The organism is Aquiflexum balticum DSM 16537 (assembly GCF_900176595.1).
Classification (GTDB): Bacteria; Bacteroidota; Bacteroidia; order Cytophagales; family Cyclobacteriaceae; genus Aquiflexum; species Aquiflexum balticum.
This window is the reverse complement of the sequence record NZ_LT838813.1, coordinates 1,393,622-1,419,033: the sequence shown is the minus strand read 5'-3', so window position 1 is coordinate 1,419,033 and position 25,412 is coordinate 1,393,622. Positions and strand designations below refer to the sequence as shown.

The 25,412-nt window shown below is 40.5% G+C and carries 19 protein-coding genes; 5 read left to right on the top strand and 14 right to left on the bottom strand.

Annotated features, from left to right (window positions below; genetic code table 11):
• Positions 1-121: 121 nt before the first annotated feature.
• Together B9A52_RS06290 and B9A52_RS06285 are read right to left on the bottom strand one after the other, a co-directional pair.
• A complete protein-coding gene (locus B9A52_RS06290; RefSeq protein ID WP_084119494.1) occupies positions 122-2,044 on the bottom strand; it encodes a histidine kinase dimerization/phosphoacceptor domain -containing protein in 1,923 nt (640 codons plus the stop codon).
• 208 nt (positions 2,045-2,252) lie between these two features.
• Positions 2,253-4,331 carry a S9 family peptidase gene (locus B9A52_RS06285; RefSeq protein WP_084119493.1) on the bottom strand — a complete coding sequence of 693 codons (2,079 nt, stop codon included), beginning with the start codon at positions 4,329-4,331 and terminating at the stop codon, positions 2,253-2,255.
• Between the two features lie 321 nt (positions 4,332-4,652).
• Here B9A52_RS06285 and B9A52_RS26090 point away from each other — a divergent pair, with 321 nt between their 5' ends.
• Positions 4,653-4,862 carry a DUF6364 family protein gene (locus B9A52_RS26090; protein ID WP_262483151.1) on the top strand — a complete coding sequence of 70 codons (210 nt, stop codon included), beginning with the start codon at positions 4,653-4,655 and terminating at the stop codon, positions 4,860-4,862.
• A gap of 332 nt (positions 4,863-5,194) precedes the next feature.
• Here the strand turns inward: B9A52_RS26090 and B9A52_RS06275 are convergent, their stop codons facing one another.
• Positions 5,195-5,431 carry a DUF433 domain-containing protein gene (locus tag B9A52_RS06275; RefSeq protein ID WP_084119492.1) on the bottom strand — a complete coding sequence of 79 codons (237 nt, stop codon included), beginning with the start codon at positions 5,429-5,431 and terminating at the stop codon, positions 5,195-5,197.
• 289 nt (positions 5,432-5,720) lie between these two features.
• On the opposite strand from B9A52_RS06275, the gene B9A52_RS06270 reads away from it, so the two are divergent.
• Together B9A52_RS06270 and B9A52_RS06265 are read left to right on the top strand one after the other, a co-directional pair.
• Positions 5,721-6,470 (top strand): hypothetical protein, encoded by a 750-nt coding sequence (locus B9A52_RS06270; RefSeq protein ID WP_084119491.1) that lies wholly within the window; start codon positions 5,721-5,723, stop codon positions 6,468-6,470.
• Between the two features lie 238 nt (positions 6,471-6,708).
• On the top strand, positions 6,709-7,647 hold the full coding sequence (locus B9A52_RS06265; protein WP_084119490.1) for an alpha/beta hydrolase: 939 nt from the start codon (positions 6,709-6,711) through the stop codon (positions 7,645-7,647).
• Positions 7,648-7,700: 53 nt separating this feature from the next.
• Here B9A52_RS06265 and B9A52_RS06260 read toward each other — a convergent pair whose 3' ends face one another.
• Positions 7,701-8,921 carry a C45 family autoproteolytic acyltransferase/hydolase gene (locus B9A52_RS06260; protein ID WP_084119489.1) on the bottom strand — a complete coding sequence of 407 codons (1,221 nt, stop codon included), beginning with the start codon at positions 8,919-8,921 and terminating at the stop codon, positions 7,701-7,703.
• A 256-nt stretch (positions 8,922-9,177) separates the two neighbouring features.
• Positions 9,178-10,068 carry a dioxygenase family protein gene (locus B9A52_RS06255; RefSeq protein WP_084119488.1) on the bottom strand — a complete coding sequence of 297 codons (891 nt, stop codon included), beginning with the start codon at positions 10,066-10,068 and terminating at the stop codon, positions 9,178-9,180.
• 261 nt (positions 10,069-10,329) lie between these two features.
• On the opposite strand from B9A52_RS06255, the gene B9A52_RS06250 reads away from it, so the two are divergent.
• Both B9A52_RS06250 and B9A52_RS06245 read left to right on the top strand, forming a co-directional pair.
• Positions 10,330-12,759, top strand: coding sequence for a TonB-dependent receptor plug domain-containing protein (locus tag B9A52_RS06250; RefSeq protein WP_084119487.1), 2,430 nt, complete (start codon positions 10,330-10,332; stop codon positions 12,757-12,759).
• 432 nt (positions 12,760-13,191) lie between these two features.
• Complete coding sequence (locus tag B9A52_RS06245; RefSeq protein ID WP_084119486.1) at positions 13,192-16,458, top strand: S41 family peptidase; 3,267 nt, start codon at positions 13,192-13,194, stop codon at positions 16,456-16,458.
• Between the two features lie 13 nt (positions 16,459-16,471).
• Here B9A52_RS06245 and crtD read toward each other — a convergent pair whose 3' ends face one another.
• The 9 genes from crtD to B9A52_RS06200 form a co-directional block, all read right to left on the bottom strand.
• Positions 16,472-17,938: a 1-hydroxycarotenoid 3,4-desaturase CrtD gene (crtD, locus tag B9A52_RS06240; protein ID WP_084119485.1), complete on the bottom strand. Its 1,467-nt coding sequence runs from the start codon at positions 17,936-17,938 to the stop codon at positions 16,472-16,474.
• 592 nt (positions 17,939-18,530) lie between these two features.
• On the bottom strand, positions 18,531-19,997 hold the full coding sequence (locus tag B9A52_RS06235; RefSeq protein ID WP_084119484.1) for a glycine--tRNA ligase: 1,467 nt from the start codon (positions 19,995-19,997) through the stop codon (positions 18,531-18,533).
• Between the two features lie 142 nt (positions 19,998-20,139).
• Positions 20,140-21,174: a Gfo/Idh/MocA family protein gene (locus B9A52_RS06230; RefSeq protein ID WP_084119483.1), complete on the bottom strand. Its 1,035-nt coding sequence runs from the start codon at positions 21,172-21,174 to the stop codon at positions 20,140-20,142.
• Positions 21,171-21,797, bottom strand: a complete 627-nt coding sequence (locus B9A52_RS06225; RefSeq protein WP_084119482.1) for a response regulator transcription factor — start codon at positions 21,795-21,797, stop codon at positions 21,171-21,173. Before B9A52_RS06225 ends, B9A52_RS06230 begins: the two co-directional genes overlap by 4 nt.
• A 17-nt stretch (positions 21,798-21,814) precedes the next feature.
• Positions 21,815-22,579 (bottom strand): sensor histidine kinase, encoded by a 765-nt coding sequence (locus B9A52_RS06220; RefSeq protein ID WP_084119481.1) that lies wholly within the window; start codon positions 22,577-22,579, stop codon positions 21,815-21,817.
• Between the two features lie 163 nt (positions 22,580-22,742).
• On the bottom strand, positions 22,743-23,411 hold the full coding sequence (locus tag B9A52_RS06215; RefSeq protein WP_172805169.1) for a hypothetical protein: 669 nt from the start codon (positions 23,409-23,411) through the stop codon (positions 22,743-22,745).
• Between the two features lie 55 nt (positions 23,412-23,466).
• Positions 23,467-24,135 (bottom strand): hypothetical protein, encoded by a 669-nt coding sequence (locus B9A52_RS06210; RefSeq protein WP_084119479.1) that lies wholly within the window; start codon positions 24,133-24,135, stop codon positions 23,467-23,469.
• Between the two features lie 9 nt (positions 24,136-24,144).
• Positions 24,145-24,573, bottom strand: coding sequence for a hypothetical protein (locus B9A52_RS06205; RefSeq protein WP_084119478.1), 429 nt, complete (start codon positions 24,571-24,573; stop codon positions 24,145-24,147).
• Positions 24,574-24,575: 2 nt separating this feature from the next.
• Positions 24,576-25,313: a hypothetical protein gene (locus B9A52_RS06200; RefSeq protein WP_084119477.1), complete on the bottom strand. Its 738-nt coding sequence runs from the start codon at positions 25,311-25,313 to the stop codon at positions 24,576-24,578.
• Between the last annotated feature and the right edge of the window lie 99 nt (positions 25,314-25,412).

Genomic DNA, 25,412 nt, shown 5'->3' with positions numbered 1-25,412 from the left:
TGCTATTTAGGATCAAATATTCGAAGGGTAGGTTATTTCAAAGGAGCTGTCGGTTTGTGAGAAGAAAATTAACTCCTGTAATTCTTTTTGTTTCTCTTGGTCAAGCAAACAGGTTAAATTATCATGCAGCTTCTTCAGGTTTAAAATCAAAATATATCCGTGTACCATTCTTCACTTCTTCCTGCATGGTGCCGTTTAATTGCTGGGTAAGCAGCGAAATCAACTGACCGCCAAAGCCGGTGCCTTTGATCTGCCTACTTTTGCCTACGCCATTGTCACTTACCTGTAACTGAAGAACGCCATCCCCATTCTTTTGAAGGGTGATTTCAACTTTGCCTGGTTGTCCTTCGGGAAAGGCATACTTAAGTGTATTAGTCAGCAATTCATTAACAATTAGTCCAAGTGGAACAGCGGTGTCAATATCCAAATCAAGGTTATCCATGGCACATTCAAGGGTGACCCGCTTTTCCGCACCAAAAGATCCGATCAGACTTTCACCCAGGTTGATAAAATAATCTTTCATTTCAACGGCCCCCAGGTTGGTGCCCTGATAGAGTTTTTGATGTACGATGCCAATGGATTGCACCCTGTTCTGCCCTTCCTGCATCGCATCTTTGGTGTTGGGGTCATCTATCTGTGATGATTGTAATGCCAACAAACTGCTGACTATCTCAAGGTTGTTTTTTACACGATGGTGGATTTCTTTTAACAGCAATTCATTTTCCGCATTGCGTTTATCGAGCAGCACATTTTTTTGGTCTAATTCTTCATTCAGTGCCTCCAATTTCTGGTTGCTCCTTTGTTCCAGTCTATAATTGCGATATAGAAGTCCGAGCATAACAGTGCCAAGTAGTAGGGCAACAATATAAATAGTCTGCTGTTGCCGTTTTGCAATAAGCTCTTTATCTTGTTTGAGCACATTCATCTCCAATTCACTCTCTCGCAGGCTTCTTTCGTTTCTTTCCAATTCGATACTTTCGTTGGTATCTGCCCATTCAACATGATATTCAAGGGCCTTCTTGTAATCACCTTTGAGCGCATACAATTTGGATAATTTTTCGATAAAGCTTGCCGTATTTGCTTTGGTATTGATCTCAATTGAGGAATTCTTGGCTTTTTCATAATAGGCAATTGCTTCATCAATTCGGCCTTCTACCTCAGCAATATCCCCCAATAGCGAATGTGCAAATTGATAAACATCAATGGTAGTCAAGTGATACTTTTCTAATAGTTGTATGGTTTTAAATAGGTAGGATTCAGCCTCTTCGTACTTTTTTCTTAAAACAAGGTAGTTTCCCATTGAGTAAGAATGCCAGGTATGGTGAAAGGGATTGGTGATTTGAGGTAACAACTCATCTAATTGGTTTAAATAAAATTCAGTCGAATCAGGGTTTGAATTTTCATAATAATAAGAGAGAAGTTTGTAAGCAATGACAAGGGCTTCATTTTTTTCCGGATAATCTGATTCTTGATAGCCAATCATGCTCTCTTTTAAATATTGAATTCCTATTTCTTTTTCTTCAGGCAAACCATATTGATAATAAAACCTGCCCTTGTCTTTCAAAATTTTTAGTTGTACCTCTGTTCGGGTATCAGCTTGAATCAGATCCAATGCTTGTACAAAAAGCTCAAGCCCCGGTTTTGGTTCGCCTCTTATTATTTTGATCAAAGCCCAATTGATCAACAAATCATAACCCAATACTTTATCTTTTTGGCCCTTAGGGATTTTTTCATAATATTCCCAACCTATAGGTGCCAGGGAATCCACCACATTAAAGTTATGGGACCGATTGGACCTGTCGGTAATATCTCGAAACAAATGGGCCAATTGTTCATATTGAAGCGGCTTATTGTTTTGAAGTAAGTCAACAGCCATGTCAAAATAATAAACAGTACTGTCTCGGTTAAAGTGGGGCATTTCCCTAAAATACAATGCCTTTTCCTGGTACTTTTTACTTAAAGTAACAATTTCCTCAGTTGAAATGCTTTGAGCAGCGGCTTTGGTTATTAAAAGAAAAAGAAAGAAAAAAAAGTAGCTTTTCATTTGAATTTATGGTGTTATTGGTTGTTTGTATCAGTGTAATCAATCGGGGATAAATTTTATTTTAAATTGAGTAATTATGCGATGAGGATAAAGCATTTATGTGTTTTTCTCATCTAGACCTTAAAATAGTCAAATAACCAGTTTTTTAAATATGCACATTTTTTTTTAATCTTTTGAAATTGTCTTGCAAGACCAATTCATGAAGCCCTTAGAACTTCTGCTCTCCATGTATTTTTTTCTGGATAAACCTAAACGCCGCTTCATACGCCCCAACCCAATTTTTGTGCAGTAAAAACGAATGCACCTCATCCGGGAAGACCAGCTGCTCGACATGTACACCCTGCTTTCTGAGTACCTCCAATAGTTCCACACTCTCCGAAAACAATACATTTCGGTCATCATCACCATGGATCAACAAAACCGGTTCTTTCCAGTTTTTGACATGGTACATGGGAGAGGACTTGAAGGCCAATTCGGCCATTTCTGGAAATTTCTCCGGCTTGTACCAAGGGGCAAATACTGGTATATCATTGTTCCAATTGTGTACCCCATGGATATCCACTCCTGCCAAAAATTTTCCGGGTGCCTGTGACAGCGCGTGGGCTGTCAAAAATCCACCATAACTTCCGCCCCAAGGAACAATTTTCGAAGCATCCACATCGGATCTTGAAGCCAGGTAGTCCGCCGCGGCCATAACATCCTGTACCTCACTTGCCCCACCGGCACCATAATTCTCCTCTTCCCTGAAATCCAATCCATAGCCAATCCCGCTACGGTAATTCAAGGTAAGTGCGATATAGCCATTGGCGGCAAAAAACTGTTGCATCGCATAAGCATGACTGTAATACAGCCCATAATTAAATCCCAACAGCATTTGCCTTCTGCTGCCTCCATGCAAGAAAATCACAGCCGGATATTTCTTGTTGGCATCATAATCTTTAGGCAGAAAGAGCTGCCCGTAGGTTTCGAAACCGTCTGCAGCTTTAAAAACCAAAGCCTTAGGCATGGCGAGGTTATCAGGAAATTGCTCCGGGAAAAGATTTTCAGCCAATAACTTCTCTTGTCCGTATTGAACAATCATCGGCCAAGCGGGTCGATTGTGGGTAGATGAAATAAAGGCCAAGCCATTTTCCAACCGTACCGGAGACCATTGGATTTCCTCTTTTTTACCCAGAAATTCCAGATCAAAACTATTCAGGTCCAATCGCCAAATATTTCTCCGATCTATATTCCCGATATTGGAAGTGATCAAGAGTTCACCGGGAACCCAACTGCTTTCTACCCATTCCACCTGTCCATCTCCCGGGGTAAGGTGTTGGACTTCTTTGGTGGAAGGATTGACGGCATACAGATGCATCCAATTGTTTTTCTCCCAAGGAAATACGATGGAACCTGAGGGAGTCCACCAAAGCCTTGAACTGGTAGCAGGAAGGTCGCGGACCATCACACTCCCTTTACCCCGATCGGCTTGGAAGACTTCTTCACCTTTCATACTTGCGATATTCAAGACACGGATGCTCCAAGGATTGGCTTCCTTAAGGGAGGTAAAAGGCAGTTTGTTGTTGATATTCGGAACCCGGAGGTAGGCCAGTTTTTTACCATCCGGACTCCAAGCAGGATACCCATCATGGTCCATGCTGGGTTCGGGATAGTAGATGGTTCCTTTTTCCAGGTCAAACAAACCCACAAATGCATGGTCTACCCGGCTGCTGGTAAAAGCCAATAGTCTTCCATCAGGGCTCCAGGTCAACTGACCCAAAGATCCTCTTGCTGAAAATAAGGGTTTGTCTTCTTTGTCCGTTCCTATTAAGTCTTTCAAATAAACCTTCCCTGATTTGATGAAAGTCAACTTTTTCCCAGCCGGATGAAAAAGAGGCGCGTAGCCTGTAGAGAAGGATTTTACCTCTCCTTTGGTCAAATCAACCCAATGGATTTCCCTGTCCGTGCTTTCCTGCAATTGGGCCGGGTTGGCGGGTTCACCTACGGGGTTCTTGGAATTCCCCCTTACAAAGACCAAAATCTTCCCATCCGGTGAAAATGTCAAATCCCCTATATCCACTCCGATATCTCCTTTGAAAACCGTGAGTTTTTTGGCTTCATATCCCGGTGCTTGGGCATAAAAAACATTCCGCTCCCCTTGGTCATTGAAAACCCATGCAATGGCATTGCCATCCGGAGCAGCTGTCAGCGAAGTCGGGAAAGGAACCGAGAGGTAGTCGGAAATGGATTGGGCGGATAATTGGAAAAAGAGGAAGAGGAGGAGGAGGGTGGTTAGGGGTTTTTTCATGGTGAAGGATGAAGAGTTATTGAATCTGGTAAAGAAAGTCTTTTAACTTGAATAAGGACGATAAATCAAGATAAGCTATATCCTTAAATTAATCAAAGTGGATGAGGGAATTGTTCTCCAAATAAAGAGCCTCAAAGGGATTCCCCCTCCCAAGCTGTAAATTCATATTATGCTTAGCTTAACGTAATATCCCAATATCTTAAAGTATCCATAAATATCTCTCAAAAGTTTTCTTGATATCTTGTATTGAATTCAATCTTGATTTCTGAGTATAAATTTTTAATTTTATTAGTATAACTGTTTAAGAATATGGATGCCTAAATCACACTTTCATTTGACAAAAAAATAATTGAAAAGGCAAAGGAATTTGCAGCACAGCAAAATATCTCTCTATCCAGATTGACAGAATATTTGTATGCCCAAATCACATCCGGTGATTACAAGACTTTGGATCATATGCCAGTAGCTGACTGGATCATCATATTAGCAGAAGGACAAGCCGAATACAAGAAAAGCCCTTCTAGGAAATAGATGAAATCATTCTGACAGAAGATAAAACTGGTTTTAATTTTCTGAGTATCCGCTTTTTCGCACTTTAACTTTAATTGTATTCTCAACCTTGATATTTGCGAAATGCCATTTATATAGTTACTTTTTTTCTTGACAAAAAAAGTAACCAAAAAAGTCAAGACTGCGGAATCCTATCCACGCGCATGGCCCTGGCCGGCCCGGTCCGCAGTCAATCCCACACACCTAAACCCGAAAAACTTCACAAATTTAAAAGTACTTGGAACCTAAGCATAGATGGAATTTTGGAATACTCATATTATTTTCGTCACTACCTGTTTTGAATTCCCGGGAATTTATAAGGCAGTATTTTGGGTGAAAAAATTACTTTCCAAAACTTCGTTTGCAAACAGTATGCATGCCCTGATATCCTCCTCGGTGATATATGGATATTCTTCAATGATGGATTGAGGAGTTTCACCATGGGCGAGCAATCCAAGTATAAATTGTACAGACAATCGGGTGCCTTTTATGACCGGCTTCCCGACCAATATTTCAGGGTTTAACTCAATTCTGTTAAGTAGTGCTTCCATATTTCAATTTAAATCAATTTTACATAAATCAATTTTAAAGAGATCAGTAAGATACCAATTCTTTATTTTCAAAGGAAATTGTTTTAAAGATACAACAGGCATCTATATTCCTGCTTGGAGTATTCCTTCTGATCTCCTAATTCTGCCTTTCGAAAAAACACTTCTCTACAACCCAACCCAATCTGGCCCAGTAATTGAACCCATATTTCCATGTATGGGGTTTTTATAGTAAGACTGTAAGACCAAACCTGAAATCCATTTCGGTTACTTTAAACCTTAAACCAAAAAAATGAAAGCTTTTATCTATTCAATCTGTATTCTAACCTTAACTTTTTTCCAACAAATAACAGCCCATGCGCAGGCAATTATAGATCTTGAAACAGGCGCGGTATTTAATGGGTATAATGATGTCCGGATTCCCGGGGATCAGGGGACACTTTTTTCTTTGACCGATGATCTGAATTCCCAGACTAAAGCATTTTATCGTTTGAGGGCGAGTTACATTATCAAATCGCGGCACTTTATTTCAGTGTTATACGCTCCACTTGAAACCCAATCACAGGGTAGTGTGGCCAATGACATTTTCTTTGAAGGTGAAACATTTGCTGCCAACACCCTCCTTAACGGTACTTATAAGTTCAATTCATACAGGTTGACCTACAGATACGAAATAGTCCAAAATCCCAGATTTGAGTTTGGGTTGGGGGCTACCGCCAAAATCAGGGATGCCAAAATCGGACTTTCTTCGGAGGACTTGAAATCCGAGAAAACCAATGTAGGTTTTGTGCCCATTATCAATTTCAGGCTTTTGTGGAAACTCGATGATAAGTTTGGTCTTCTTTTAGATGGGGACGCATTGGCAGCGCCACAGGGAAGGGCTGTGGATGTTTTGGCTGCAGCAACCTATAATTTGTCCGATAACCTGATGCTTCGGGTCGGTTACCGTATCCTCGAGGGTGGGGCTGATAATGATGAAGTCTATAATTTTTCTTTGTTCCACTATGCTTCTGTGGGTATATCCTATACTTTTTTGAGGTAGGGATGTCTTAGGTCCAGAGTGGCACTATGCGGTAATTCTCAGCCACACTTTGTCCCATTTCTGTATATGTAGTTTGATGGTAGGGCTTGGTGTATTCAAACACCAAAACTTACCTTCTTTACAACAGCAAAGCAAATTAGAAAACATTAAGTGTAAATTTGACAGTTTTGTTTAACTTTATACTTGAGCAGTTTAAAACCAATAACTTTATTTCTCTTACCAATAAACCTATAGCACTATGTCTTACCTACAAAAAACCTCTACCTCATTAATGGCCTTCCTACTTTTCTTTGCTTCCACCGTGATGGCACAGGACGGAACCATCTACCCTCTTGAAACACCTGAAGAACCAAACGCCATTCTACTGGGAACAGGAGGGGTGGAAAATCAACCTGCCCCTGAGACATGGTTCAGGCAGTGGGGTGATCCAATGGCCAGAAATATTTCTACCGCAACACTTACTCCCTTCCTCCCTGAACCCGGGAAGGCCAACGGTACTGCCGTGATCGTAGCGCCAGGTGGAGGGTTCAGCTGGCTATCAATGGGCAATGAGGGCTGGGAAGTGGCAGAGGCATTGGCAGCGCAGGGAATCGCCGCATTTGTGCTCAAGTACCGACTCAACCCAACTCCGGCGTCTTTGGAAGATTTTTCAGCTTGGATGAACCGGCCCCGAACTCCTGCCCCGGCTCCTTCTTCCAATTCTACGACAAGCACCACAACGCCTGCTCCTCCACAGCGTGACCTATCCAACCAACTCGAGGATGCAGAGGCAGCCTATGCCATGATCGTCAATAGGGCCAAGGAATGGGGAGTTGATACTGACCGGATAGGTATGATTGGATTTTCTGCCGGTGCAGGATTGACCATGCATTCCACCCTTCATTCCAAAACTATGAAGCTTGCTTTTATAGGCCCCATCTACGGGGGCATGGGTCCTGTCGAAGTACCAGAAAATGCGCCTCCCATGTTCAATGTGATAGCCACGGATGATTTTCTGTTCAGAGGTCAATTTGGTGTGATCGATTCTTGGTACAAAGCAGGTATCCCGGTTGAGTTTCATCTTTACCAGAACGGAGGTCACGGATTCGGTCTTGGAAATCCAAACCGCACCAGCAACCGTTGGTTTGAGGCATTTATCCACTGGCTGGATGTCAATAAGTTTCTTACTGCCAAATAAAGAACTTCCATTGCTTTCCATTAGGATTTGCGACCACATAATATCCTTCTATTCTAATTGGAAAAAGCAACTTTCAAATACTCGCTCTCCGAAGGGGGACCAGCTGTAATCTGAAGATATGGCTCTCCCGTCAGGGTCATGACCACGGAGGCAAATGTGAATCCATTCTTTTTGGGATCCAATGACCGGCATACCGGATTGTTGGCATCATCTTTTGAACGCAGAGCGTCTTTGATATGGTCATCTGTAACAGCATCCTTATCGGCAATTCTTGTTGTCAAAGCCGCCAATCGGATGTAGCTGTTGGAAGTAACAGGAATGGTGTCTACAATTTTATTTGGATTGTATTCAGCAAACCAAGGTTTCACATCATCGTTGACAATCGGATGGTTGGTGTGGTACACGGTTTGGTTTTTATTGCCAGGATCAAACCTCACCACCTTGTTGGCCGAAGCTTCAAAATTGAAAACTTCCCCCCTCACTCCCAGGATGTAATTCTGTCCCGAAGCATGATTGACTGAGGTTATAAACTCGATGATATCATCCCTTTCCGTCATTGAGAGTACTTTTCTAGTGACAAAGGCTACCGGTAATCCGGAATTGGAAGCATTCAGCTGCATGATGGTATTCATAATCATGCCTACCCCGGAGCTGTTCATACCGTTCAGGGCTATCAAACCGGGATGGGAAAGTACCAATTGTTCAGGCCTATCAGCAGTAGCTTCAATTCTGAAAAGTGTTTGGTAACCATCCGTATAGGGTTCTATATCCATATTTTGGGCAATATAGGATAAGCCACCGTTTACCGAAGGCACACCGATATTACTGCAATGGTGATTTTCCAAAGAATTACGATAGACCCAAAACTCATCCAAGAGGTTAAAAAGCATTATCTGATCAAAACGCTGCTCCGAACCTACGGCTATTCCTCTTACTTCTTCGTAAAGATCCGGCGTCCATTTCTTGATGCTGCCTTCAAAATCTGCATAAGCAAAAAATTCTTTCAGCACCTCATCTGAATCTCTTCCCAATTGTGATCTTGTACTTTCTTTCCATTTGAGCACGATTTCACCGATTTCCTTTTTGAAAAACTGTCCATGTTGCAATCCCAATTCATAACCGGAACCTGAAAAACTGACCTGTCGGAGTTCCCTCTTGGGGACTTCGGTTGAAGCAGGAATTTCTGTTGCGATGCTCTCTTTTTCAGCAGGGGAGCTACATGCCAATACTACTAGCAGTGAAAAAAGGAAAAGTTTGTTTGTTCTCAATCGCATATTTATAAGTGGTTTATGATTTTATACTTAGATATCGGCTTTTCTTGGATTTGGGAAGACAGAAGACCGAAGACGGGAGACGGAAGACATAAAACCGATAACTCAAACCTAACCTCTGATCACTGAATACTCCATACTGATCTCTTAAAACTGCCCACTGTAAACTGTCTACTCACCTGCATCCTCCGTGGACTGTCGACTGTGGACCGTCGACTGTTTACTGCCTACTGATAACTGAAAACTGCCTATTGAAACCTCACTCCTGCTTGATATACACATTCGAGGCTTTTCCCAAGTCGACGTATTGGAAGGAATGGGTCAGCCTGATTGCACCGGAGGGGCTGATATCAAATTCAAGTTTATCAAAACTTCCTTCGGGATTGCTTGGATAGACGAAGAGGTTATTACCAGCATAGATGTATCCCTCTCCAAAAACCTCATTCTTGACCCAAATTGTATTTTGATTATTGAAAAGGGTAATCGTTTTCTTTGGATCATTTTCATGGACATAAGTGCCGGTAAGTTTGTCGATGGAAGCAGGTTCCACCGCCAATGTTCTTGCCATTCCCACATTGAAAACCACCTTGCTGACACCGTTTGGATGGTCCTCGACTTTCAAATGACGGCCCTTGGCAGCATTGGCCCAAGGGTCTTTGGGAATGTTTTTATCTCCGGTAAAATACAGCTGCGTCACCAAAGGCTGATAGCCATCCGCGGTCACCATCATATGAAAATGTGCAGGTCTTATCAAGCCTCCTCCTGCATCATAAGGCACAGGGATGATAGTCTGAAAAGAATAATTGCCTTCATTGTCGGTTTTGACCGTACCTCGATAGTTGAATGCTGAGGTAGAATTGTCATAAACGCCGTTTTCGTCACAATGCCAAAGCTCAACCTTTGCGTTTTTGTATGGCGTGCTGCAGTCCTGATGAAGTATTTTACCCAGGAGTTCTACCTTGCGGCCTTTCGAACCGGCCACCACCAAATTACTGCGCTCGGGACTGCTGGGTCTATAAAATGGACCCAAGATATCAGAAGTTGTGGCGCAATCTCCCACATACATTGTCCCGTCAAAGCGTATAAACCCAAATGCACTCACTGCTGTAGCGCAGAGCGCAGATGTTTTGATAAAATTTCTTCGTTTCATTTCCTTTGCTGTTTAAGTCTTGATAAGTAGGCATGAATACTACCCAATCTAGAAAAAGATACTGTAAAATCCGCTTTTGCCAAATGAATCAAGTACCAACACCCCAATAAACTGTCCGAAACAGGGTATATATTTTTCAAACGAACTTTGTAAATTTCGGAACATGCAACTAGCTTTAGTAGTATTATTTATAGACATTGCCCAACTTTTGGATTTCCTCATTTATTAAAGCCAGTGTAATAGTAAATTATAAACCCATTTATGACCCAAAAAAAAGGTTTCCTTTTATTATTGATTGCTCCGGTTATTTTTTATTTACTTTCATTTTCTCAAAATGATGACCCTTTAGCAAGGATCATTGCCGGCTTTGATAAATATCTAAAGGAACGACCTCAGGAGAAAATTTATATCCATTTTGACAGGTCTTATTACGCAGCAGGGGATACCATATGGTTCAAAACATATCTCACTGCTGGAGCTTTTCACGAACCCTCCCCTTTAAGCCGAACCATTTATGTAGAGTTGATTGATAAAAACAAGCAACTCGTTACCCATTTGAAGCTCTTCTCCCTAGATGGTTCATCAGCAGGGTACATGCCAATATCCGACTCTTTGGAATCGGGAAACTACATAGTACGGGCATATACAAACTGGATGAGGAACAGTAGTGAAGATTATTTCTTCCACAGGAAAATCAAAATCTGGAACAGTGAAATCCCTGTCCCTAAAGATATACCAGAAAACAATTTGGATCTTCAGTTTTTTCCGGAAGGAGGTGATCTTGTTCATGGAATATTCAGCAAAGTTGCCATTAAGGCAACTGGTACAGATGGCTTGGGAAAAAGGATTTCGGGAAAAATTCTAGAGGGAGACAAAGTGATAGGAGAATTTATAAGTAATGGCTTGGGAATGGGGGCGTTTTACATGAAGCCTCAAAAAGAAAAAGAATACAAAGCAAGAATTGATGATTATGATAAGGAAGTGACACTTCCCGATATAAAGGAATCAGGATTGGCAATGTCAGTCAACAACTCATCAAAGTCTGATAGTGTATTGGTAAAAATTCTCACCACTGATCATGAAGCTAGCCAAACGATTTATATTTTAGCACAGACCAGAGGTATTGTTTGTTATTCAGCCCGGGCATTTCTCAATACAAACATCACCATTGCCAAAATCCCAAAATCAGCATTCCAATCGGGAATAGCACAGATCACGGTAATGGACAGCAACGGAATTCCACTTGCCGAACGATTGATTTTTATGGATCAAGGAGACCGAATATCTTTAAAAATTACCCCTGATAAGCCAACTTATGCCCCAAGAGAGCTGGTAACACTTAATATTCAGGCACATGATATGCATGAAATGCCTTTAGTCGCTAACCTTTCTTTGGCTGTATATGATAATCAACAGATACTTACTGAGGAAAACAGGGAAACCATTTCAAGTTATTTGTTGCTATCATCTGATCTCAAGGGATATATCGAGTCGCCCGGCTATTACTTTAATCCAATTAATGAAGATCGGGAAGAGGCTTTGGACTATCTGTTGCTTACCCAAGGATGGAGGAGGTATACCGTTGAAGACGCTTTAAACAATAATTTGGGAGGCTCTCCATACAAAGTGGAGCAGGGATTGACCATAAAAGGAAAAATGGTGGATGTATATAAAGACAAACCTATCAGTGGTGGGAAAATCTCTTTATTGTCCTTCTTCCCCGCACCGGAAACCAAAATTGTCAAAAGCAATTCTCAGGGAGAATTTGAAATAAATAACATCATATATTTTGAGCCTACAGATGTGGTACTACATGGCGAAACTAAAAAAGGAAATACATCAGTTAAAATAATTACAGAAAACTCACACGATTACCCTGGTACTCCAGATCAGATTTTACCATTTACTGAAAGGCAAACTGACATAGAACGAACTTTTGTAGTTAATAGTGAAGAACGCAGAGCAATAGAAAAAGCATTTGATTTCGATGAAAAGATGATTTCATTGGAAGAGGTGGAAGTCCTGGGGAAAAAAGTAGATCTACAAAGTTCTCCTTCTAAAATCTATGGAAGTGGATCTGTCAATATCCAAGTGGCGGGAGTCACAAGTCTTGAAAATCAGATTCATCCCCTTCAACTCATACAGGGTAGGGTACCGGGTGTTCAGGTTAGAGGTTCCGGAACACAATGGAGTGTGCTGATACGGGGAATTAGTTCTATTAATGGCGGAACTAATCCGTTGATTATGATTGATGATTTCCCTGCTGATATTGCATCGCTGCATACGATACCCGTTGAGGATATCGAAAGTGTTTCGGTTTGGAAAGGTCCAGATGCCAGTATTTTTGGTGCAAGAGGAGCAAACGGAGTTATTGGTTTTTATACCAAAAGAGGAAAAGAACAAATTGATCCCCCCAAAGAAAGTCCAATCCCGAGCATTGATGCAGGGTTTCAAATTGAAAGGGAATTTTACTCCCCCAAATACGATATACAAAAACCTGAACACATCAAACCTGACAAACGGGTGACGCTTTTCTGGGCGCCATATATTCTTACTGACTCATCCGGACGGGCATCAATATCTTTTTATAACCATGATGTAGAGACGAGTATCACAGGCATTCTAGAAGGAATCAGCGGAGCAGGAATTTCCGGTGCTTCCAGTTTTGAATACAAAATCACCAAAGAATAAATCATAATAAGGGTAGAAAATTGGCATTTACAGAAAGGGGAATGACAGTAAAGTTAACCTGATTAGGCCTCGGCAAGCTCGGCCACCGGGGTTTTTATTAAGGAGAGGGAGAGTTGGGGAAGCGGCGAAGCCGCTTCCCCAACTCTCCCTTAAACAGCCCAATTCTCCGGTCCCCGAGCTCGCCGAGGGGCAATTTCAAATTCTGTCAATGGTAGAAATTCAATGTTTTTCAGAAAGTACAATTTGCAGAAAACTTTTTCTCTTCCATCCCGATTGCTATTGAGGTTATAATTGGGTGAAAATTATTTTTCTCAAAGGGAGAAAAATAGGCTTTGAATACAAATACTGTCTCTTATAATTTATGCAGTGGATTAACAGAAATATTGTGCATATCTTGAGATTCTTCAGATTCAGTAATTTAATTCAACAGGTATGAAAGCCATTCTCAGATTCTTTACCATTTCAATATTTCTTGTTTCAGGCCCCATTTTCGGTCAGCAATCAATCGGGTATTTTATGCAACCGGATGTCAATCAGGATGTAGTGGTTTTTGTGGCTGAGGGGGACATTTGGAAAGTATCGCTAAATGGCGGAGAAGCGATACGCCTGACAACTCATGCCGGTGAGGAAAGTTCTCCGAAGATTTCCCCGGATGGGAAATGGGTAGCCTACGCTGCTACTTACGAGGGTCCAACAGAGGTTTATCTGATTCCTATTTCGGGTGGTTTGCCCAGAAGATTGACATACGAATCTGCGGCTTCTATCCCTACTGCCTGGAAATCAACTTCGGAAGTGGCCTATGTGACCAATCAATATTCCACTTTGCCTAGACTGAATACGGTTTTATTGAATATAGAAAATGGAATCAAAAGTATTCTGCCTTTGGAAATGGCCGCTGAGGGAAGTTTTAATGATTCGGGAGACACCTATTTTTTTGTCCGCCCCACCTACCATAACAATGTCACCAAACGTTACGAAGGGGGTACTGCCCGTCAACTTTGGAAATATACCTCTGGACAGGATGAAGCGGTTAAACTCACCAATGATTACAAAGGAGAAGACCATCATCCAATATACCACGGGGACCGGGTCTATTTTCTCTCCTCCCGGGACGGAATCCAGAACATATGGTCAATCGACGAAAACGGCACGGATTTAAAAAAGCATACCCAGCAGTCAAGCTATGATGTGCGAGAGGCATCCATTCATGGCAACAACCTGGTTTACAGATCCGGAGCAGACCTTTATTTACAGGATTTGGCCAGTGGCATGGACAAAAAGCTTGCCATCAGTCTGACTTCGGATTTTGATCAGTTGAGGGAATACTGGATCGATAATCCTGCCAACTATGTGACCAATATTTCTGTGAGCAATGATGGTGAAAAAGTAGCTTTGACAGCCCGGGGAAGGGTTTTTGTTTTTCCTGCCAAACAGGGTAGATCGCTTCGGCTCAGTCAAAAAGATGGTGTAAGGTATCGCGACGCAGTTTTCTCTCCTGATGGTAAAGATATCCTGTCTTTCTCTGACGAAAGCGGTGAATTTGAAATTCACCAATATTCAGGCTTGGGTTTGGATCAGGGGAAAAGGCTGACCGAGGATGGGAGTACTTTGAGATTCGGTCTTTTGCCTTCGCCTGATGGGAAAAAGTTAGCTTATTATGATCTGAACAATGATCTCTGGACTCAGGATTTGGTCTCTGGAAAAAAGGTCAAAGCAAGCAAAAATGACCAGAACCTAAGTGGGGCTATGGCTTGGTCTCCTGACAGCAAATGGCTGGCTTTTGGGCAGGCTGCTTCCAATACATTCATGCAGTTGTTTATTTTCAACCCGGAATCAGGCAAGCGGATTCCACTCACTTCCGACAGGACTAACAGTATGAGTCCACAATGGAGCCCCGATGGAAAATGGATCTACTTTTTGTCTGATCGGAATTTTGAATCGCGAATCGGCTCCCCTTGGGGAACAAGGCAACCGGAGCCTTTCTGGGAAAAGCAGATCAAAATCTACCAAGTAGGTCTAAAAAAGGGACTAGTTTCACCTTTCCAACCCAAAAATGAACTTAAACCTGCTGAGGAGAAAAAAGAAGATAGCCCTGTGAAAGTTGAAATCGATGAAGACGGACTGATGGAACGCTTACGGGAATTACCTATTCCCGCAGGCAATTATAAAAATCTTGTGGTGACAGACAAAGCAATTTACTACCACAGAATTGGTCCTGGAATGGGAGTCTATTTTGGAGGTGGAGCATCCAGTGATGACAATCCGGCCTTGATGATGACTGTGATAGATGAGAAAGCCGAGCAAAAAGTATTTGCTGATAAAATCAATAGCTATGTCACCTCGCTGAATAATAAGTATGCGGTTTTACGGATGGGTTCAAATCATTATGTGGTGGAGTTGGGAACTGCGCCGGTTTCAGATCTTTCCAAAAATCAACTCAACCTGAACGGCTGGAAATTTTCTGTCGATCCGAAAGAAGACTGGAAGCAAATCTATACCGATGCCTGGAGGATGGAGCGGGATTATTTCTACGACCGAAATATGCATGGAGTAGATTGGGATGCAATGTATAAAAAGTACCTGCCTCTAGTGGATAGGGTAACGACCCGCCGGGAGCTTTCCGACGTGATGGGTGAACTGATAGGTGAGTTGAGCGTTCTTCACACCTCCGTGGGTGGAGGTGATTTGAGAAGTGGGGAGGATAAGATTCAGTTTGGGATGCTAGGTGGACGTTTTTCCAGAAATGAAAAACTGCGTGGTTACACCATTGAGCATATTTTCCTCAGTGATCCTGACTATCCCGATGAAATGTCCCCTTTATCCCATCCTGACCTGAATATCTCCAAAGGAGACGTGATTACCCATATTGATGGAGTATCGGTAATGGATGCACCCGATTTGCAATATTTATTAAGAGATAAAGCCAGCAAACAGGTCAGAATCAAATTACTCAATAGTATTGGAGCCGACAAAGGCGACCGCATCATACATCCAATGACAAGCGCACAGGAATCTAACCTTCGATACAATGAATGGGAATACACCCGCAGGCTAATGGTCGAAGAAAAGTCAAACGGGGAGTTAGGGTATGTTCATCTTCGGGCAATGACGGCAAGAGATATTGGACAGTGGTACCGGGATTTTTATCCTCAGTTTAAAAAGTCAGGTCTTGTCATAGATGTGCGTAACAATCGGGGCGGAAATATAGATTCCTTTATTCTGGAGAAGCTGATGCGTGAGGTGTTTTTCTATTGGAAAAGCAGGACAGGAGAGCCCTATTGGAACATGCCATATGCATTTAGGGGCCATTTGGTATTATTGGTGGATGAATTTACCGCTTCGGACGGAGAAGCTTTTGCTGAAGGCTTCCGAAGACTCAACATGGGCAAATCCATCGGTGCCCGAACATGGGGCGGTGAAGTATGGCTTTCGGGAGTCAATACTTTGACGGATAACGGCGTGGCCCGAGCTCCGATGAACGGGGTTTATGGAGAGGAAGGCGAATGGCTGATTGAAGGAGTTGGTTTTATACCTGACATAGAACTCATCAATATGCCCAAGGCTACTTTTGATGGAAACGATGCCCAATTGGATGCGGCTATTGAGCATTTGCAGGAACTGATCAAAATGGATCCCAGACCGGTACCTAATCCTCCGGCATATCCAGACAAGTCATTCGGTAACAACAAAAAGAATTAAATCCATTTCAAACCTATTCAGCTATCATTTCGGACATTATTTTGGCAGATAGTAGGCAAAGAGGAATTCCTCCTCCCGGGTGTACACTTCCGCCACAGAAATAAAGGTTCTTGATTTGAGAAGAAAAATTGGCGTGTCTAAGGAAAGCAGCATATTTATTATTTGAACTGTTGCCATAGAGCGCCCCGTTTGCACTGGATGTTTTGCTTTCGATGGTTCTTGGTTCCAGGATTTCTTCTACCTCTATCAGGGATTCGATATCGGTTTTTAGGATACGGTTTACTTTTTGGATGATAAATCTTCTTGCTTCAAGGATTAGTTTGTCCCAGTTCTGCCCTTGGTTATTAGGGACATTGATCATTGTAAACCAGTTCATGCAGCCTTTGGGTGCATCATCAGGTTTATAAACTGAGGTAATATTTATATAGACCGTAGGATCGTGGTATATACTTCTATGGTGGAAAATATGATCAAACTCTTCCTTATAATTGTCTGAAAAAAGAATATTGTGAAGATCCAATTCTGGAAATACTTTTTTGATCCCCCAATAGAAAATCAAAGCAGAGCTTGATTTGGGCTGATCAAGTAATTTGGTCGGTTGCTTTTGTTTTCGCAGAATGGTTTTGTAAGCATTTACCATGTCCATATTATTGACAATTAAGTCGCCAAGTATTTTTTGACCATTTACCATAACCCCGACTGCCTTGCCCTGTTCGACCAATATTTCCTCGACTTTGGAATTGAAGTTAAATTTCGCTCCCAGTTCCTGAGCCAAACGGTACAAACTCAAGGTAATGTCATGCATGCCTTTTTTAGGGAAAAAAGCTCCGATATTAAATTCAAGATGTGGAATAATATTTAAGGTAGCCGGTGTCTCATAAGGATTTGAACCATTATAAGTGGCATACCTATTGAATAACTGAACCAGTTTTGGGTGGTCAAAATTCCTGGAATTCGTCTTGTGCATGGTACTGAAAATCCCAAGTTTGCCCATCTTCAGATAGGATTTTAATGCTTCCTTGTTTGTCCAAGTTCCAAATTTATGCAATGACCTGTGCATAAACAGAGGCGCTAAATGGTCGTATATATAGGACGATTTTCTTAAAGCTTTTCTGATGTTTTCCGCAGGTTCTCCAAGTTTGGTTTCAACCTCGTCAGCAAATTTGTTGATATCTGCCCAGGTTTTGATATGTTTTCCATCTTCCCAAAAATAATGACAGGCCACGGGAAGTTTTATATAATCAAAATACTTCTTTGGATCTTTCCCGGAAAGAAGAAACAGTTCCTCCATTTGTTCCGGAAGTGTGAACAGCGAAGGGCCGGCATCGAAGCGGTAACCATTTATAATTATTTCAGAGAGTTTGCCTCCCGGATAGGAATTGGCCTCAAATACGGATACTTCAAAACCTTTATGGATTAGTCTTATGGCAGCAGCAAGTCCGGCTATTCCTGACCCAATGATGATGGCTTTCTTTGACATAATTTAATAACTGATGGTTGGTGTAGATGTTGGAAATCATTCCATAATTAAAACCATATCCAAGGTTATCATTATTCAAGGTGATTTGAAAATGTTTTGGAGGAATTTTTCTCTATTCCAAGAAATGGAAGGATATACTACATATTCACTTTCTGAAGGATCATAAACCTCCTCAAATACACTATTCTTTTTCAACCTATGCTTTTCATAAAAGGTAGAGAAAGCTTCAATTTACCTAATAAGTATATTAATTTGTATTTCATAAATAAAAAAATGAATTTCATTTGTTTTTTTGTTTTTGAGATGATACTTTTACAAAAAACAATTTTACGTATATGAAAAATAAATCACCCTTCACCCTAGCCTTTGGAATCTGGCTATTCGCAATTTTAATCTTGGTACTTTCTTGAATTTAAAAAAACAAATTTTGTTGGAGGATATCAGCTTTCAATAAAAATCAATTTTTTAATGATCTACAATTTTTGCCGGCAACAATTCAATGGGCACAGATTTTTGGAATCAACAGCGTTTATTCCAAACCATTAAAGCAGAAGACCCCAAGAAAAAATCTTGGGGTCTTTTGCTTTTTGATTTAAATCTTTTCGAAGATCCTCCTAAAGCTACATTCCTTACTCAACCTTGCATGAAGTTCCGAAATGGCTACTCTTTCCTGTTCGGTAGTATCTCTATGTCGGATGGTAACGGTATTGTCCTCTAGGGTCTGATGGTCCACGGCAATACAAAATGGCGTGCCGATCAGATCCTGTCGGGCATATCGCTTCCCAATGGATGCTGCATCTTCATAAATGATATTGAAATCATATTTTAAGGCTTCAAAGATTTCCTTTCCTTTTTCCGGCAAGCCATCTTTTTTGGTCAAGGGAAGAATAGCCGCTTTGACAGGGGCTATGGCAGGATGCAATTTAAGATAAACCCTTTGTTTGCCATCTACTTCTTCGTCCACATAGGCGTTGCATAGTGTCATCAGGAATAAGCGATCTGCTCCTATGGAAGTTTCAATCACATAGGGGATATAATTCTGATTGATTTCAGGATCGAAGTATTGCTGTTTCTTTTTGGAAAATTCCTGATGGCTTTTCAGGTCAAAATCTGTCCTTGAGTGGATTCCCTCCACTTCCTTAAAACCAAATGGAAATTGATATTCTATATCCATGGCCGCATTGGCATAATGTGCCAATTTTTCATGGTCATGTCGTCTCAGCTTTTCTTCAGGAATACCTAAGGCCCTGTGCCATTTCATCCTTGTTTCTGCCCATTCCTTATACCATTCCAATTCAGTACCTGGTCTGACAAAAAACTGCATTTCCATCTGTTCAAATTCCCGCATCCTGAAGATAAACTGACGGGCAACAATCTCATTTCTAAAAGCTTTGCCAATTTGGGCAATTCCAAAAGGAACTTTCATCCGGGCTGTTTTCTGTACATTCAGAAAATTGACAAAAATCCCCTGTGCTGTTTCTGGTCTGAGGTAAATCGTAGAAGAATCCTCCGCCACTGAACCTACTTGGGTCGAAAACATCAGGTTAAACTGACGTACCTCTGTCCAATTGGATGTTCCGCTTATCGGGCAAGTGATTTTTTCATTGATGATCAGTTCACGGACACCGGCAAAATCTTCTGCTTCCAGCAATCTTGCCATAGCGTTTAGAAGATTTTGAGCAGCATCTTTATCACCTGAATTTTCATAGAAAGCTGCTTTTTCCTCGATGAGCACATCTGCGCGGTAGCGTTTCTTGCTATCCTTATTGTCAATCATAGGATCATTGAAACTGTCCACATGACCGGATGCTTTCCAAGTAGTGGGATGCATAAAAATCGAAGCATCAATACCTACAATATTGTCATTGAGACGGGTCATTGTCTCCCACCAAAGTCTTTTGAGATTGTTTTTGAGTTCCACTCCATAGGCTCCATAATCATAGACAGCCTGTAGTCCATCATAAATTTCAGAAGAAGGGTAAACAAAGCCATACTCTTTGGCATGGGCGATTATATCTTTGAGTTGCGTATTTTCCGCGGTAATGTCATTTTTTGCCATGGGCGCAAAATTAAAGAAATAGATTGAATCGCAAGAATCTTAAGGGATAATTATGAGTTTCTGATTTCTTATCTCCCAGATACATATAGTCAATCCTTGATACTTAACTTCTGCACTTATGTCTTGTGTCTTAATTCATCTCTCATCCTTCCAACCAAATCCTTCTTCCCTCCCGTTGGCTCAAAAATGCCGCTTCAAGGATTTTCAGAACCAAAATAGCTTCGTCCATATTTACTTTCAGTGAGGCTAAGCCAAGAATGGTATCTGCAATATTCTGATAAAAATACCTGTAATCGCCACGTTCCGTTGGATACGAACCGGAGGAATTTTCAAGATAGAGATGTCCCCAGGACTCAGCTGCTTCCAAACCCCAATTCACGCCTTCGGGTTTCTGGCCTGCTTTGAAGGCCTTCTCCTGAACATCCAAACCAAATTTGATATAGGAGCCCTTTTCGCCAAGGACCAGAAATTTTGGCAATGGAGCATTAACCAAAACGCTGGCAGTCAATCTTGCTTTGATGCCGTCAAACATCATAGTAATGTCAAAGAAGTCATCCGCAACTGCACCGCGTCTCTGCTTCAAAATTTCGGCATAAACCCATTTGGGTTTGCCAAAAAGCATAACTGCCTGATCGACCAGATGCGTTCCCAGATCATAGGTAATACCATTGCCGGGAACATCTTTTTCCCGCCAATTGTCTACCAAATTAGGTCGAAATCTGTCAAAATGGGATTCAAAATGGACGATCCGCCCCAAAATTCCCTCTGCCAGTATTTTTTGAATGGTGCGAATGTCCCCATCCCAACGCCGGTTTTGGAAAACTGAAAGGATCAGATTCTTTGAATCGGCTATTTTTTTCAGTTCTTCTGCTTCTGTTGATGAAATGGTGACAGGTTTGTCCACCACTACATGTTTTCCTGCCTCCAGAGCCATTTTGGCTTGCTGAAAATGAAATTCGTTGGGGGTAACTATGACAATCAGTTCAGCTAAATCGGCAGATAGTAAGTTCTCCAAGCTTTTAAAAATTTCAATGTCCGGATATTTTTCTTTGGCTGTTTCGCCGGACCGCTCCACTACCGCCACCAACTCCAGGTCATCGCAGACAGAGATTAAAGGGGCATGCATGTTTTTAGCCACAGAACCAAATCCTACCAAAGCAGTTTTGATTTTTTTCATAGATTCATATCTAATGCTTTTCTGATCAGCTCGGCTACCGAACTCACACCTAGTTTATTGTGGATTTTTTTCCTGTGGGCATCTACAGTATGGGAGCTCAAATGGAGTTTTTCCGCAACATCCCGATTTGTCATGCCTTCTTTGATCAATCTGAGAATCTGAAGTTCCCTTTTTGAAAGCTTGAATTTTTCCTTGTAGATATCCGCATATAAATCGTCCTGATTTTGCTGCAATACCTTTTGAAAATTCATTATATGAGAACCTTCGAATACTTCCCTTATGGTATAGATCAATTCATCAGGATCAGCATTTTTTAGCACATAGGCACTTGCACCGAGTTTTTGACACTTTAGAAAAATAGCCTCATCATCGTACATGGAAAGCACAATGATTTTTGGATAGGGAATCAGCAGCTTAACCGCTTCAATTACTCCCTCCCCATCCAAAACCGGCATATTCATGTCTGTAAGAATGATATCTACGTCTACTGATTCCAGAAAATCCAAAAGCTCCCGGCCATTGGAAAAAATCCCCATTATATTAAAGTCTTCTTCTTCCTCCAATAGACCTGCAATCCCTTTGGCAAACATTTTATGGTCATCAGCTAAAGCAATTTTGATCATTTCCGTTGTTTTTTAAATTAATTGGCTGATAGTGGTAATATTAATTTTATTTCAGTTCCTTTTCCGATTTTGGATTGGACGAGGAGTTCCCCTCCTATGGTGTTCATCCTGTTTTTCAAATTGAACATTCCAGAGCCTTCTGAATTATTACTGACGACAAATCCTCTACCATCATCCTTAATGGCAATTTCGGATTTGGAATTATCAGAATGGACAGTAATCTCAATCAGGGAAGGTTGGGCATGTTTGATAGAGTTGTTCAGCGATTCCTGTATAATCCTGATGAGTACAAGCTTTTTTTCTTTGCTCAACTGAAGGGGATTTCCATTATTTTGGAAAGCTACTTTGCAGAATTCTGTACTTTCAAGCTTTCCGAGTTCCATTTTGATGAATTCTTCCAAAGTAATTGATTCCACCCAATCCAAATTCAAGGACTTGGATAGTGATCTTACCTCCCTGATAATTTCATTGATCAAAATTTTGCCTTCATGGACTTTTTCGGCTTTGCTGCTAGAGAGGTTCAGTTTTGCCAAAGAAAGCAATTGGCCGACATTATCGTGAAGTTCACGGCCCACATAGCTCAGGATATCTTCCCTGATTTCTTTCTCGACATTCAGGATGGTATTTTCATAGGCGGCTTTCATGGATTCCACTTTTTGTTGGTTTTGGATTTGCCGCTGTCGATGGTAGATGACCATGATGATGATAAATGACACCATGAAAAGCATCAGGAAAAAACCTAAGAGGATGATTACAAACAGGTCAGATCCGTTGTTATCCATTTAATTGCAAATATTTTGTCAGTTGAATGTCTTGGGATAGCTTTTGGTGACGAGCCAAGATTTGACTAAGATACATGAATGATCCAATAATTCCATCCTAAGCCATCAAATTAGCTTTTAGACATTCAATTTTGCTGCAGTTTAAATTGGAGAGAATGCTATGTCATTCGACTTTGTTTCTAAAAATATAAGGTGCATAAAAAGCTAAACCCATCACTAAATACATGATACTGCCCATTATCTTGATCAGAAAATTCAATTGCATGTATAATTCAATGTCCATTTTGTCATAATAAAAGGTGAAAGAGATGAAGTATAAAAATGAGCTTGCATAGAAAAACATCAAAAATGAAACTACCCAAAACTCGGGAACAGCAATCAGGTTTATATTTTCAAACTGATTTTTTGAAAAAATGCTGTAAAAGAAATATAAGCACATCCCGATAATCAACAAACTAGCCAATGCCCATGAATAATTTTGGAAAGTAGTGGTTATGGTCTGGAAATAAATAGAATTGATAATGATCCATGCCATATAGACAACCCATAAGTAAAGCGGTTTTTTACTTTGGTTCAGGATAAAATAGAAAAAAAGGAATATTAGGGATATACCTATGATAATATAACCTGTATTGACAACCAAAGTATTGTTGATTTTCAAAAGTTGAAGTTGTCTGGCCCTAACTTCAGTAATGCTTGTGCATAAAAGGATCAAAAAGATGACGAGGTGTTTTTTCCTGTTTTCCCCTTTGGCCAAATAGAAATAAGGGATGCTAACCAGCATCCCAATAATGATCAAAACATGATACCAAGTAAGTGCATTCTTATCCAAAGATTCAAGCAAATTAAAAGATAAAATTCAAACCTTTTAAAAACAATCTGATCAATCATTTCCCACTTTCTTTGAACACGAGCGGTGCATAAAATGCCAAACCCATAATCAAATACATGATACAGCCCATAATATTTACAAAAAAATTCAATCTCTTATAAAATGTGACGTCCATTCCCTCATAATAAAAACTGAAAGAAATAAAGTACAAAAGGGAGGCTGAATAAAAGAACATTATGAAAGAGACTATCCAAAACTCAGGGACTGCCAACAAATTTTTATCCATGTACCAATTTTTAAAAAAAATCCCATGAAAAAAAAAGAAACAAAGCCCAATTAAAATCAAACTCCCAAAAGCGAATGAATAGTGGTGAAAAACACCAAAAGACTGAAAGAAAAGAAAATTGATGATACTCCAAGTGATAAAAGCTGACCATAGAAATAAAACCAACATCTTTCCCTTTTTTTCCTGAAATACCAAAGAGAAGAAATAAAATTTCAATGATAAGCCAATAATGACATAGCCTACATTGTAAATAGTGGTATTGTTCTGACCGGAAAGCTGCTGATACTTACCTAAAACTTCCACCAATGAAATTAGGATCAAAATTAAAAAAATAACCAAATGCTTTTTTTTACTTTGCTGAGCTCCAATAAAGAAATAAGGAATGCTTAAAAGCATTCCGAGAACAATCAAAATATTGTACCAAAAAAAAGGCTGCATGCTGTTTGCTTATGGATTACAAATGGGTGGACAAACAGTTCCTGCATTTACAGGACTATCACGATCATTGCTTCTCAATAACATTAGATTAGCAGTGTTCTGAATTTCATTTGACGCTGAGTAGATGTCTTCGAATTCTGTTTCGGTCTTGTTGCATGCTGCCAAAGCAAGGGAAACTCTGCCTACATAATCATGCTTTTTCCTCATGTCTTCGGGCAGCATATTAACATTATTTTCGTCATACTGGCCGAAATAAATTTTGATTCCACCTTTTTCAGAATCCGTCATATCCAATAATTTTTGAATGGTATTACGGTCAAACCAAACCCAGTCTGACTGTTCATTGATTACCTTTCCATTTTTGTTTTTGGCTTTGATGCTTTTTTTTGCGGCTTTTTGATAGGCATTTCTAAATGCCTCTAATTCTTCTCGGGTCATATTTAAAATCTTATCGGGTATAAAAAGATAAAGGAAATATTGGTAATAATAAACAGAAAAATCAATCCAGACTTTATAATGTTGTAATTCTTTGTCAGATGGGGGGAAATAAATGCCATCCCCAAAAAAAGATACATCAATCCAGCCATAAATTTATTGAACCCAAACAAAACAGTCACATTTTCTACTATGAATGCAGGATTTACCTGATAAGTCCCAAACAATATCAAAGCCTCAATGTAGAAAAACAAAACAGTACTACTGACCCAAAAATGGGGTATGGCCAATAGATTGTGGTCAGGATATAACTTTAGGTTCAAAATGTTTCTTAACAACCGTATGGACAGAGCAATTATGAACACCCCGAATGGCAACAGTGAGTAGTATTGTAGGGTTAGGGCAATGGGTTGGAAGAATATACTGTTGAAAAGGCCCCACAATAAGATAACAATACTGATTAGGATGATTCTTTTTTTGACTTGGGGACTTTTTTCAAGAAGATAGAAATAGCCTATCAATAGCATAGATTCTATATATATCCAGGATATATTATATATAAGGGAGTTGTTGATTCCTTTTCTTGCAGTGATCAAACCATAAGACTCGAAAAACAAAACCCAACCTAGGGTAACCAAAATTAAACGATTACTTGAAAGCTCTTCCTTATTGGTGCCAAACAGACTTAAAAAGGAGACCAATAAACTCAAAGCTATCACTGTGTGATAAATACTTCCTAACATTCAATGCAAGTTTTGAACTTGCAAGGTATGCTTAATAAAAAATCTAAAAAATCCCGTGTTCAGGGTATTTTTTCAGAAAAAACACAAAAAAAGGGAGAT